The following is a 14,165-nucleotide window of genomic DNA, read 5'->3' on the forward strand; positions in this document are numbered from 1 at the left end:
TAAAGCGGGGATATGAAGCATCCGCTGCTGTGAAAGTCCGGCGATAAACTTTTTTTCTTAATTACGTATATGACCCTTGGCGGACATGCATGCCTATGGAAATGGCCAGGGATAACTTAAGGAGTGAAATACAGTGCCATCGGTAATTTTGGAGCGCAGTCGAAAAAAGAGACTGGAGCAGGGGCATCCCTGGGTTTATAAAAGCGAGATTGCCTCTGTTGAAGGTGAACCCAAGCCGGGGGATATTGTATCGGTACTAAACCATCAAGGCCGCTTTCTCGCCTCCGGTTATTACAACCCGCAATCGCAAATCACCGTACGCACCGTTTCGTACGAGCCCGTTGAGACGATGGACAAGGCTTTTTTCGCCGCCAGGTTTCAGGAATGCCTGAAACACCGGGAACGGTTTATCGGAGATGAGAACGCCTACCGGCTGGTATATGGCGAGGCGGATTTTCTGCCGGGGCTGATTGTGGACCGTTTTGATGACGTACTGGTCATGCAGCTGCTGACGCTGGGGATGGATCGCTGCCGTGAGGACATCGTGAACGCGCTTGTCGAGGTGGTCCAGCCGAAAGGAATCTATGAACGAAGCGACGTGTCCATCCGCGAACTGGAAGGGCTGGAGCAGCGCACGGGTATTCTATACGGGGAATGTCCTCGCCACGTCACGGTGACGGAGAACGGCCTAAAGATCAAGGTGGATATCGAAGAAGGCCAGAAGACGGGATATTTCTTTGATCAGCGCGAGAACCGGGCATCCATTAAACCGTTAATGAATGGTTGGGGAAGCCGCAGCGGGATCACGCTCCAGACGGTGGAACGAGACGGTGAGAAGAAGACCTTACCGGTGAACAAAAGCGGAAAGGAAGTTACTTTTCCTTATTGGGATGGAGCCACGGTGCTGGAATGCTTTTCGCATACGGGAAGTTTCACGCTGCATGCCTGCCTTTATGGCGCCAAGAAAGTGACCTGCCTTGACATATCGGAGCATGCCATTGAAAGCGCCAAAGAGAATGTGGAATTGAACGGATTCCAGGATCGCGTGGAGTTTGTAGTGGACGATGCCTTCCAATATTTGCGCAATCAGGTAAAAGGGCTGGAGGAACGCGAGTTGCGTGCGCAAGGGGATCAGAAAGTGGATACCTCCAAACCGCTGACCGCAGGAGGCGGACGTTCCTGGGATGTGGTTATTCTGGACCCGCCGGCTTTTGCCAAAACCAGGTCTGCCGTTAAAGGGGCTTGCCGCGGATATAAGGACATCAATCTTCATGGCATGAAACTGGTGAATGAGGGCGGTTATTTGGTTACGGCAAGCTGCTCGTACCATATGCGGCCGGATTTGTTCCTGGAGACCATTCAGGATGCGGCAAAAGACGCCGGAAAAATTCTGAGACTCGTGGAATGGCGTGCGGCTGGCAAGGATCATCCGCAAATTCTCGGGGTCGACGAGGGGCATTATTTGAAATTTGCCGTGTTTGAAGTGCGCAGCAAATCGAAACTTTAAAGTGCAGCAGCACGGTAGAAGCGAAGGATCTTGCCATGGTGGGTGAACCACAATGGCAGGGTCCTTTTTTTGTATGCCCGCAATAATTTGGAATGGGAATGAAATCCAAACGTATGTTCCATCAAACGATACTTATGCTATACTAGTAATCAGCATCTTTTTTGATAGAGAACGAACCAAGACAGGGATTTTATATGAATTTTGATGCATTTGACTAATAGATTCAAGGGCATGATTTCACCGGAAACGCAGCTGTTTTGAAGGGTGAAGGAGTCCTTTTCGGAGACGATGTAAAGGAGGCATAGCATGAGCATTCAATTTGTTATTGGCAGGTCGGGCAGCGGCAAGAGCACGTCGATCCGCCAAGAGATGATCGAGCGATTGGAGCAAGATCCCAAGGGGAATCCGATGATACTGATCGTTCCCGAGCAAGGGTCCTATGAAGCGGAGCATGCACTCGTTAATGCGGGAGGCATTCGCGGGATGATGCGCGCGCAAGTGCTCAGTTTCCGTCGACTGGCTTACCGTGTCATGCAAGAAACCGGCGGGGCCGCGAAGGTGGCGATCAGCGAAGAAGGCAAGCGCATGCTGCTGTACAAAATTTTGCGGAGGCGCAAAGAAGAGCTTCAATTGTTCGGTGCTTCGGGAGAGCAGCATGGATTTGTCGGTAAGCTGAGCGAGCTGTATACAGAAATGAAGCGCTATTGCATTGATGCTGCCTGCGTGGAGGAGCAGCTGGGACAGATGCTGTCAGGCTCTGGGAATTCTCCGATGCTTCGGCGCAAGCTGGAGGACATCGTAACGGTTTTTCGCGATTTTGAGCTTGAGATTTCAAGGTTCTACATGGATGAGGAAGATACGCTGGCCTCATTGGCAGAGGGCGTGACCCAATCAGAGTATATCAAGCGCGCGGACATTTGGATCGATGGCTTCCATGGCTTTACGCCGCAGGAGTACCGGGTGCTCCGGGAAATTATGACGCATGCCAACCGCGTAACGATTGCGTTGACACTGGACAAGCCTTATACGAACGGGAATGTTCCGCATGAGCTGGATCTCTTTCATCCTACCGCGGTGACGTACATAAAGCTTGAAGGCATTGCCGATGAGATGGGGTTGGATATGGAGCATCGTATTCTGCAACCCGATGTTCTTCCGCGGTTTCAAGAGTCCCCTCTGCTTGCTCATCTCGAGCGCGGTTATGATCGGAAGAAACGTTGGACGGAAGCTGCCCGTGACGGAGTTACAGTGAGCCATCCGGACGGCAGCAGGGCAGGTCTTCTTCTGCATGCTGCCAGTCACCGCCGGGCTGAAATTGAAGGGGCTGTACGCGAAATGGTGCGTCTCGCTCGAGAAGAAGGGGCAAGATACCGGGAAATGGCCGTGTTTGTCCGGAATATGGGAGAATATGAGCATCTGATAGGTCCTTTGTTCAGGGAACACGGCGTTCCTTATTTTCTGGATCAGAAGCGAAGCGAGCTCCATCATCCGCTGGTCGAATTTATTCGCTCTGCGCTGGATATCATCGGACGCCGCTGGCGTTATGAGGACGTATTCCGCTGTGTGAAGACGGATCTGCTGCTGCCGCTGGACGGATCGCTTACCCGTGAGGACATGGACCGTCTGGAAAACCATGTGCTGGCTTCCGGAATCCAGGGCACACGCTGGACGGATGGACGCCCTTGGAAGGGAATTCCAAGTCTCTCATTAGAAGACGGAGAGAGTGAGGTGCGAAATCCGCATGGGATGCAGGCGATTGAGTATGCCAGAAAGGTGATTACGGAGCCGCTGCATGCGTTTGAGAAGCGGATGAAGAAGGCAACGAATGCGATGGATCAGAGCACGGCAGTCTACCGGCTTCTGGAGGAAGCCGCTGTTCCTGAGAAGCTCGAGCTGTTAAGCCGCGCTGCCCTGGATGCCGGGCGTCCTGAGGAAGCCAGGGAGCATCGCCAGGTATGGGGGGCAGTGCTTGACCTGCTCGATCAGATTGTGGAGATGATGGGTACGGAGAAGCTCAGCACCGAATTGTTCACGGGCGTGCTGGGTACGGGACTTACGGAGATGAAAATGGCTCTGGTGCCACCTTCTCTGGATCAAGTGCTGATCGGCAGCATGGATCGGACACGGACGGGCGGGGTGAAATATGCTTTTCTGCTCGGCATTAATGATGGTGTTCTCCCAGCCCAGTTCCAGGACGATGGGATCCTGACAGAACCGGAGCGTGTTCAGCTCGAAGACCGCGGCTTGGAGCTTGCTCCAAGCATATCCCGCAGACTGCTGGATGAACGGTTCCTGATTTATAATGCTCTGACTTCGGCTAGTAATCAGCTGTGGGTCAGCTATCCTGCGGCGGACGATGAAGGCAAGACATTGCTGCCATCCGAGGTCATCCGCCATTTGAAGCTGATGTTTCAGATGGAAGAGGTCCCATTGTTTCCAAGGCCGCATGCCGGGCAATCAGCCAGTGAGCAGGAGCATTATGCCGCCCGTCCGGATAAGACGCTTGCTTATTTAACGGGTCGGCTTCGTGACTGGAGGAATGGAGAGGAGATTCCGGACTTTTGGTGGCATGTGTACAACTGGTATGCGGAGCAGCCGGAATTAAGGCCACGTCTTTCTTCGATGCTTTCGTCCTTGTCCTACCGGAATGAAGCCCGGCCGCTTAAGCAGGAAACCAGCAGGCAGTTGTACGGAACGAAGCTGCGGACAAGCGTATCCCGGATGGAACGCTTTGTTGCGTGTCCGTTTTCCCATTTTGCCTCCCATGGTTTGAAGCTGAGAGAACGGCAGTTGTACCGTCTTCAAGCTCCTGACATCGGTCAGCTGTTTCATGCTGCCTTAAGCAGCATGGCCGTGAAGTTTCAATCACAGCATCGAAGCTGGGGAGACCTGACCGCGGAGGAATGCCTGCGCGAGGCGGAAGCAACGGTCGATCGGCTAGCTCCCATGCTGCAGGGTGAAATTCTATTGAGCTCCAAGCGATATGGATATATATCGCGCAAGCTGAAAAACATCGTGGGCAGAGCGTCCGTAATTTTGGGCGAACAAGCAAGGCGCGGCAAATTTGAGCCGATCGGTCTCGAGCTCGATTTCGGTCCCGGGAAGCCGCTGCCGCCGCTGACGTTTGAATTGCCGAACGGGGTCAAGATGGAGATTGTCGGGCGCATTGACCGGGTTGACATGGCACGCGGAGAGCATGGGATCATGCTTCGGGTCATTGATTATAAATCCAGCCAGAAGGATCTGCGGTTGCATGAGGTCTATTACGGGTTATCCTTGCAGATGCTGACCTATCTGGACGTGCTGCTGACGTTTGCGGAGGACTGGCTCGGCGAGCAGGCCTTGCCTGCGGGAACCTTGTATTTCCACGTTCATGATCCAATCCTGCAATCCGCAAACGGCATGACGCCGGAGCAGGCGGCAGAAGAGCTGCTCAAACGATACAAAATGAAGGGCCTGCTGCTGGCAGACCGCGAAGCGGTCTCCCTCATGGACTCGTTCCTTGAAAAAGGACATTCGACCATTCTGCCCGTCGCCGTCAAAACGGACGGCAGCTTCTACAGCAGCGCGGCCGTGGCAACGCCTGACCAGTGGAAGACCTTGTTGTCCGCCGTGCGGGAGAACATGCTGAATATCGGCTCCAGAATTACGGGAGGCGATGTCGCGATTGTGCCGTACCGGATTCAGCAGGAGACGGCCTGCACGTACTGTTCCTTCCGGCCTGTATGCCAGTTCGACGACGCAATTGAGGGCAGCGAATATCAGCTGCTGGGTAAACCGGGTAAAGATCAGGTTTGGGAGATGCTTGGACATCCGAAGGGAGGAGAGAGCCGGTGAGAGAGATGATAGCAAAACCTGAGGGCAGCATGTGGAGTGACGACCAGTGGAAAGCCATCGCGCTCTCGGGCGATGACATGTTGGTTGCAGCTGCGGCTGGTTCAGGGAAGACCGCCGTGCTGGTTGAACGGATCATTCGCAAAATCCTCGACGATTCCGCGGGGTTCAGCGTTGACCGGCTTCTTGTGGCTACGTTTACCAAGGCAGCGGCTGCCGAAATGCGGGGACGGATCCGGGAAGCGCTTGACCGTGAGCTGGACCGGGATCCGGACAACGAGCATATTCGGCGCCAGCTCGCTTTGCTTGGCAGGGCGTCGATTACAACGCTGCATTCCTTTTGCATGGAAGTCATTCGGCGATATTATCAGTTAATACCTCTGGATCCGGGATTCCGCATTCTGAATGAACATGAGGCGGATTTAATGCGGCAGGATTTGCTGGAGGAGCTGTTCGAAGAGAAATACGGCGAGGCCGAGGACGATTCGGAGAGCCGTTTTGTAAGATTGGCGGACTGGTTTAGCGGCGAGCGAACAGATGACGCGCTGTACCGACTCGTGCAGCGTCTCTACGATTTCTCCCGCAGCCATTCTTGGCCGGCACATTGGCTTAGGGAAACGGCTGCCGGCTTCCAGGTGCAAGATACGGAGGCTCTTGGGCAAACGCCATGGGTTCAAAGCATATTGGCGGATGCGCGGTTGGCCTTGAATGGAGCAGCTGGCTTGCTGCAACAAGCCAGAGCAATCGCGATGCAGCCGGGAGGTCCTGCGCCGTATGTGGACAATCTGGATGACGACTTGCGCCTCGTCGTCTCCCTGCTCGAGGCCATCGATATTTCGCCGTGGGAATCGTTGTACGGCATTTTCCGCGAGGCGTCTTTCGGCAAGCTCAAATCCGTTCGGAAGGATGAGGTGCTGCCGGAGCTCCAGGAACAGGTTAAGGAATTGCGCGATAACGTGAAGAAAATTGTTAACGAGCTGAAAAGTGCATTGTTTGGCCGTCCGGCATCGGAGTTTTTACAGGAACTTCACACGGCAGCGCCGCTGATGATGGAGCTGGCCGAGACGGTTATCGCTTTTGGCGAGCGATACCGGGAGGCCAAGGCAGCCAAAGGCATGGTCGACTTTAACGACCTTGAGCATTATTGCCTCCATATTCTTCGCCACCCCGATTCCGTGCCGGGCCATATGATGCCTTCCGATGCGGCGATGGAATATCGCGAGCAGTTTGATGAAGTGCTGCTCGACGAATATCAGGATACGAATAGCGTACAGGAAGACATTGTACGATTGATCTCCCGGGAAATGCCGGGCAACCGGTTTATGGTCGGAGACGTGAAGCAGAGTATTTATCGGTTCCGCTTGGCGGAGCCGGGACTGTTTCTCGATAAATATAAGACGTTCTCTTCCGACGCGAGCACGGCTCAAGCCGGCATTCGGATTGATTTGGCCCGTAATTTCCGCAGCCGGATGGAAGTGGTGGATGCCGTCAATTTGCTGTTCCGGCAGATCATGAATGAATCCGTAGCCGAGATTGCCTATGATGCCCGGGCTGAGCTTGTATGCGGCGCTTCCTTTCCGGAGCAGGAGATTCAGGATGGGACGAACCCTTACATCCCTGAATTGCTACTGATTGACCGCCTTGGAAAAGGGGGGGAGGAGCAGTCCGAAGACTCGGCTTCCGAGGAAGACGGGGCTCATCTTGAGGTTGAGGCGCTTGAAATGGAAACCGCCCAGTTGGAGGCTCGCGCCATTGCCCGCAGAATCCGTGAGATGACAGGCGAAAGCGGGAAGCCGCTCATGGTGTACGATAAGGGACTGAAATCGATGCGGCCCGCGGGGTACGGGGACATGGTTATTTTGCTGCGCTCAGCCATGGTATGGGCACCGTTAATTATAGAGGAGCTGCGTCAGGAAGGAATTCCGGCGTTTGGCGAGCAGAACAAAGGATATTTTCAGGCGACGGAAGTGGAGATCATCTTATCGCTGCTGCAGGTGATTGATAATCCTCGGCAGGATATTCCCCTGGCTTCCGTATTGCGCTCGCCCATCCTCGGATTATCCGAGGAAGAGATGGCACAGGTGCGCCTGTGTGCCAAAGGGACTTATTACGATGCGCTTCAAGCGGCAGTCGCGTTAAGCAGCGTCCCGTCGGTCATGGATTCGGCGCGCCCTGTGGGCTTAGTGGATGGCAAATGGACCCCAGGCGTAGAACTGGAAGGCTTGGCCGAAGCGGCAGCAGGTCATGAGCTTGTGGTTGGCAGCCTTCTTTCGGATGCTCCGCCATCAGCGGAAGGTCAGAATATCGAGATATCCCCGGAGCTTGGCTCAAAGCTCGGATTGTTTATGGATTGGCTTCAGCGCTGGCGGCAGGAAGCCCGCCAAGGAAGTTTGAGCGATCTGATCTGGCGAATTTACAGTGAAACGGGCTATTTGGATTGGGTCGGCGGTCTGCCCGGTGGCAAGCAGCGTCAGGGCAATCTGACTGCTTTGTATGACCGGGCCGTGCAGTATGAACAGGATACAGCCTCCAGAGGGCTCTTCCGCTTCCTGACCTTTATCTCCCGGCTACGGGAGCGAGGCGGGGATCTCGGCACGGCCGGCGGTACGGAAAGTCAGGGCAACGCGGTGCGCCTGATGACCATCCACAAGAGTAAGGGGCTGGAGTTCCCGGTCGTTTTTGTAGCGGGATTATCCAAAAATTTCAACCAGCAGGATTTGAATTCCCCTTTCCTGATGCATAAGGAGCTAGGCTTTGGACCGAAGTTTGTGGATGAAGGCATGCGCGTTAGCTATCCGACGCTGCCTAATCTGGCGATCCGGCGCAGGTCACAGCTGGAGCTGCTGGCTGAGGAGATGCGTGTGCTTTACGTTGCCCTTACCCGGCCTAAAGAGAAAATGATCCTGGTCGGCACGGTGAAGGATTTGCCGAAAAAGGTAACTGTGTGGGCACAAGCCGACTTTAACCCGGAGCTTCTTCTGCCGGATTACGTCCTTGCCCGGGGCCGGAGTTACTTGGATTGGATCGGCCCGGCCGTGATTCGCCATCCATCCGCGGGTGTGCTCCGCGAAAAAGCGGGTTTATCCGGGGAGACAAGCTCACGCGTGTTGGGGGAAGATCGATCGCAATGGATATTTTCGATCGAGACGCCGGAATCCTTGGCGCAGGGCATGACCGGCATTGAGGAAGACACGCGGGCGGATAGCGACGATCGGATGAATAAGCTGAGTGCCCTGCGCAAGCTCGACCCGATTGTTCCGGTGACTGGTATCGTCGAAGCGGAAGATAAGGGTGGAGACGGTCAACGTGCAGGCATCTATGAGCGTTTGTCTTGGAGTTATCGATATGAAACGGTCAGTCAAATCTCCGCCAAAACGTCCGTAACGGAGATGAAGAAGCTGCTTGCCTTACAGGACAGCCCCTCCCTGGATCTGCTTCAGGAGCAGGCTGTACAACGTCAGAGCAAGGAAAATATCGGGGGAGACGCTTCCTTCACACTGAACTTGCGGCGGCCGAAATTTATGGAGTCAACGAAGCTGACACCCGCGGAACGGGGAACCGTGTATCATACGATCATGCAGCATGTGCCTCTTCAACGACTGGAGGGAGCTGCGGAACCGACGCCGGAGATCGAAGACACGATCCGCTATCTTGTAGAAAAAGAAATCATAACCGGTGAGCAGGCAACCGCGGTGGAAGCTCAGGAGATCAGCGGCCTTTTTGATTGCGAGGTAGGGAAGCAGCTGCTGAATGCAGAGGATGTCTGGCGCGAGATGCCGTTTTCATATGCACTCCCGGCAGCTGAAGCTTATCAAGGGCTCGCTTTCATGGACCAAATCTCGGACCAAGCGGGCCAAGCAGCCCCGGATGTGCAGCTCCTTCAGGACGAAACCGTCCTGATCCAAGGGGTTGTGGACTGCCTGTTCAGGCATAACGGAAGGCTTGTGCTGTTGGATTATAAAACAGACCGGGTGCTGGAGCATCGCGGGGGCGTTACGGCCTTGGCCGAGCAGTATCGCTTTCAGCTGGATCTATATGCGAAGGCCTTGGAGGATATTTTAGGCGAGCCCATTCATGAAAAATGGCTGTACTTTTTTGATGGGGGACATGCCGTTCAACTATAGTCAATTCTATTGATTTGATATAGAAGTTTGAAGCGGGAGAGGAGATTAGCGATGCGTATTTTGCATACCGGAGACTGGCATCTGGGACGCACGCTCGAAGGCCGGAGCAGGCTTGCCGAGCAGGAGCGCTTTCTGGATGAGCTGGTTAAGCTGGCAGATGAAGAGCAGGCGGATCTGATCCTCATGGCGGGGGACGTCTATGATTCCGTAAATCCGCCTGCGGCAGCAGAGCAGTTGTTCTACGATGCGGCCGCCAGGCTTACGGAGGGGGGGCGCCCCATGGTGGTCATTGCAGGCAACCACGATCAACCGGAACGGGTTGCATCGGTCACGCCGCTTGTTGCAACCAGAGGCATAACGCTGATCGGGACACCTGTTGCCGATGCGGTTACGGTTGCAGCGGCACGTACCGGGGAAACAGCCAAGATTGCGGCACTCCCTTATCCGTCGGAGGCCAGGCTCAATGAGCTGCTTTCGATCGATGGAGATGAGGATCAGCTCCGGCGTGCCTATAGCGAGAGAGTCGGACAACTGATGAGGAAGATGGCGAGGGATTTTTCTCCGCAGACGGTCAATCTGGCCATGAGCCATATCTATGTGCTTGGCGGCGTCGAGAGCGATTCCGAGCGACCGATTCAGGTCGGTGGAGCGTACACGGTTGACCCGTTGGCACTTTCTGTAGGTGCATCCTACACGGCCCTTGGCCACCTGCATCGTTCTCAGGCAGTAAAAGGGGAGGGGATCATCCGCTACAGCGGTTCACCGCTGGCCTATAGCTTCTCGGAAGCGGGACAGGCCAAATCGGTGACCCTGGTTGACGTATCGCCAGGAGGAGCCCCCGTGATCGAGGAGCTGTTTATTAGCAGCGGCCGCCCGCTTGTTCGCTGGAAGGCCAAAGGCGGCCTGGAAGAAGTGTATCGGTGGCTGGATGAGGGGCGTGATCCTGAAGCATTCATAGATCTGGAGGTATCCCTAACGGAGGCCATGGGGCTTGCCGACATTCAGCGACTTCGAAAGAGCAGGGACGGCATTGTTCACATTCGTCCGGTTTACCCGGAGATGGAGGCGCTGGAGCTGGAGAGCGAGCGCTCCCGGCTGCCGCTGCCGGACCTGTTCCGAAAGTTCTACCAGCGGCAAACCGGCGGGGCGGAGCCCGAGGATCATCTGGTCGATTTGTTTCTGGAGCTTGTAGAGGAAGAGGAGCCTGACGGGACGGAGGTGAAGTCGTAGATGAAACCGATCTTGTTGAAATTATCCGGACTGCAGAGTTATCGAGAACCGCAGGAGATTGATTTTGAGACGTTGTGCGAAACCGGACTCTTCGGTATTTTCGGACCGACGGGAAGCGGGAAATCCACACTGCTGGATGCTATTACTTTAGCCATGTACGGAAAGGTGGAGCGTGCGGTTAACGGAACCCAGGGCATCATGAACCATTCGGAGGACAGCTTGTCCGTCTCTTTTACGTTTGAGTTGTCCTCCGCTGCCGGACTGGAGCGATACCGGGTAGAGCGCCGATTCAAACGGGTCAATGAGCTCTCCATCAGCAATACAGTGAGTCGGTTTATCCAAGTTACCCCCGATGGGGACCAGGTGATGGCGGATAAACTGGCCGAAGTCACCCGCTGCGTAGAAGAGAAAATCGGACTTAAAATGGATGATTTCACCCGTGCGGTCGTTCTTCCTCAAGGTAAGTTTGCTGAATTCCTCTCCCTGAAGGGGAGTGAGCGTCGGCAGATGCTTCAGCGGCTGTTTCATTTGGAACGGTACGGAGACCAGCTTGCGATCAAGCTCAGCCGCCGCGTGAAGGATACAGAGGGTTCGCTGAAATCCGTCGAAGCTGAACAGCAAGGGCTGGGCAGTGCAGGCAAAGAAGCTCTGGCGGAAGCGACTACGGTGCTGGAAGAAGCCAAGAAACACGCGGCGTCATCCCGGAATCTTCTCCAGGCCGCCATCGAAGCCCATGAAGCTATGGGGAAAATCCGTGAGTTGGATATGGAAAAACGGCGGCTCCAAGGGAAGCTGGATGAACTTGCCCTTCATGAGGAAGAGATGAAGCAGTTGGAACGACGGCTTGAGCTGACAGGGGCGGCAGCCGCAGTTCTTCCTGCGCTGGAAGCTTGGCGCGAATCCGGCAAGGTCTGGGATCATCGGAGGCAGATTGCCGAAGGACTCACCGCGCAAGCCGCATCCGCTCAGAACGCGGCCGAGCAAGCCGTCAAGGCGGATGAAGCTGCCCAGGCAGCTCTTCGGGCCGAGGAGCCGAAGCTGGTGCTTCGGGAGCAGCAGCTGGAGCAGGCTGTTTTATTGCAGCGGGAACGTGATGGATTACGCGAAGAACTGATTAGGCTGGATGCACAGCGAGTGGACGCACGCAAAGAGCTTGATGGAGTAACTGCCCAACTGCAGAAGGAGCAGGTACTGCTCGAACGGGGGCAAAAGCGGCAGGAGGAGCTGCAGACCAAGCTGAAAGGGCTTGAGATCCGCTCTGGTGAGCGTCAAGCGCTTCATATGGCGATGCAGAAGGTCCAAGCCCTTGAGTCGGCCGGCAGACGGAAGCAAAAGGCTGAGCTCGAGTTAAAATCGCAGGAGAGCAAGCTGAAGGAGCAAGAAGCAAGCCTTATTGCCCTGCAGAAGCAGGAGCAAGAATTGCAGCGGCACTACATACAGCTCTCCGTGCAAGCTGACAGCTTGCAGCGTGATGCAGCCGAAGCCTCGTCGTTTGCCGACCGGATGGCGGCCGCGGCAGCTCAGGTAAACCAGGCGATGAGCGACTCGCTTCGCAACAAGCAGCTTCATGCGCTGTCCCTTTCGCTCGCCGCCGAGCTTCGGGAAGGAGCTCCTTGTCCGGTTTGCGGAAGTGAACATCATCCTCATCCTGCTGCCTCATCAGGGCACCCTGAAGATCATCTTGATGAGGCCATGAATCAGCTGGCACAGATCACTCATCAGATCCAGGAGGCCAGATTAACCCTGCGGGGGCAGCTTAACGAAGCGGAGGCGCTGGCAAGCCAAACGCGTTCGCAGATTGAGCCGTATGCAGATGACGAGCTGCTTGCCGTCAAACTAGCCGGGCAGGAGCAACAAGGATGGATGGAGGCAGCAGTGTCAACGATACCAGCCGCTGATCAACCGTACGATGTAGAAAAGCTGGCTTCAGACACGGCATGGCTCATAAAAGCAGCCGCAACCCAGGCTGCAGCCATCGGGCAATGCCGTACGGAAGCCTCCAAGGTACAGCAGAGCCTCTTCACATGCCAGCAGGAGCTTATGAAACAGAGCGCTGCGCTTGAGAATGGTCAAATGACTTGGAACCAACTTCGGGATCAGCTGGCAGGACTGGAAGCTGAAGCTGAAGGCATTTTAACCTCCTGGCAGGAAGTCAAGCCGGATTTTTCTCTGGAGGAGGCAGCCGGCCGTTTTCAGCTCATGCAAGAGAAGGATGCGGAAGCCGAGTCCATAAAGGAAGGGCTGGAGCGCAGCGTTCCATTTATTGAGGAGAAGAAGCAGGCCGTCCTTCGCTTGGAGCAGCAGCTTCGTGAGCTGGAGAAGCTGCTGATTCAATGGGATGCTCAGCGTGAGGGAAAGGCGGATGGACTGAAGGATAAGGAAGAGCGTCTCCGGGCATGGATCGGCGACCGGTCGGCTGAAGAGCTGCTCGGAGAATGCCGGTCCAGAATGACCCTGCTGAAGGAAGCTGCTGAACAAGCCAGAAGCGAGTGCAGGAAGGCAGAAGAAAAGGCTCAGCATGCAGCCAAGGAAGCGGCTCTTGCAGAACAGGCTGAGAGGTCTGCGCAGGAGCAGCACCAAGCTGCCAAGCTTGCCTGGGAGAACCAGCTGGCAGCCTCACCGTTCGCTACGGAGCTTGCCGTCCTGGAAGCCTGTCTAAGTGCGGAAGAAAGTGAACGATGCGCACAGTTAGTGAAAGCCCATCGGGAAGGACAGCGGGAATGGACGCTGAGGCTTCGCGACGTCGAGCAGAAGCTTGGTGCGAGCCCTTTTCATGAAGAGGAGTGGCAACGGTGCACAGCCGAGCTTCAGGCGGCCCGTACAGCCGATGAGGAGGCCCTTCAGGCGAGAGCCCGAGCCGAGCGTGACTTGGAGGACCTGAACAAACGTCACATCCGGTTTATGGAATTGGAAGAGCAGCGTCTTAACCTTCAACGAGAGAGCGAGCGCTTGTCCAAATTGCAGTCCTGCTTGCGTGGAAACGCATTTGTTGAATATATTGCGGAAGAACAGCTGATGCAGGTGAGTCAGTCGGCTTCCCAGCGTCTTCGTTATTTAACCAAGCAGCGCTATTCGCTTGAGGTGGATTCCGGTGGAGGCTTCGTCATTCGGGACGATGCCAACGGCGGCGTCCGGCGTCCGGTATCCACGTTATCGGGCGGCGAGACATTTCTGACCTCATTGGCCTTGGCTTTGGCACTCTCGGCACAGATTCAGCTGCGCGGGCAATATCCGCTGCAGTTCTTTTTCCTCGACGAAGGGTTCGGCACGCTGGATCCGGAGCTGCTGGAAACGGTCATCACCGCGCTTGAGCGGCTCCATACCGATAAGCTGACCGTTGGCATCATCAGTCATGTGCCCGAGCTTCGGGCGCGTCTGCCGCGGAAGCTGGTCGTACGGCCGGCGGAGCAAGCGGGAGCCGGATCGCAGCTTGCGATCGAATCGATGTAGCACGGTTGATGTGATCTACA

Annotated in this window: 5 protein-coding genes; all 5 read left to right on the forward strand. The window is 55.5% G+C overall.

From position 1 onward, the window contains the following. The first annotated feature begins 133 nt into the window (after window positions 1-133). The 5 genes from BJP58_RS29075 (at window position 134) to BJP58_RS29095 (ending at window position 14,145) form a co-directional block, all read left to right on the forward strand. The gene (locus tag BJP58_RS29075) at window positions 134-1,507 is read left to right on the forward strand and encodes a class I SAM-dependent rRNA methyltransferase (RefSeq protein WP_194541632.1); all 1,374 of its coding nucleotides are present in this window, start codon (window positions 134-136) and stop codon (window positions 1,505-1,507) included. Between the two features lie 306 nt (window positions 1,508-1,813). Then, the gene (gene addB / locus BJP58_RS29080; protein ID WP_194541633.1) at window positions 1,814-5,344 is read left to right on the forward strand and encodes a helicase-exonuclease AddAB subunit AddB; all 3,531 of its coding nucleotides are present in this window, start codon (window positions 1,814-1,816) and stop codon (window positions 5,342-5,344) included. Window positions 5,345-5,349: 5 nt separating this feature from the next. Beyond that, window positions 5,350-9,465: a helicase-exonuclease AddAB subunit AddA gene (gene addA, locus BJP58_RS29085; RefSeq protein WP_194545105.1), complete on the forward strand. Its 4,116-nt coding sequence runs from the start codon at window positions 5,350-5,352 to the stop codon at window positions 9,463-9,465. Window positions 9,466-9,516: 51 nt separating this feature from the next. Then, window positions 9,517-10,695 (forward strand): exonuclease SbcCD subunit D, encoded by a 1,179-nt coding sequence (locus BJP58_RS29090; RefSeq protein ID WP_194541634.1) that lies wholly within the window; start codon window positions 9,517-9,519, stop codon window positions 10,693-10,695. After that, window positions 10,696-14,145, forward strand: a complete 3,450-nt coding sequence (locus tag BJP58_RS29095) for an AAA family ATPase (RefSeq protein ID WP_194541635.1) — start codon at window positions 10,696-10,698, stop codon at window positions 14,143-14,145. Window positions 14,146-14,165: the final 20 nt, after the last annotated feature.

The organism is Paenibacillus sp. JZ16 (genome assembly GCF_015326965.1).
GTDB lineage: Bacteria > Bacillota > Bacilli > Paenibacillales > Paenibacillaceae > Paenibacillus_AQ.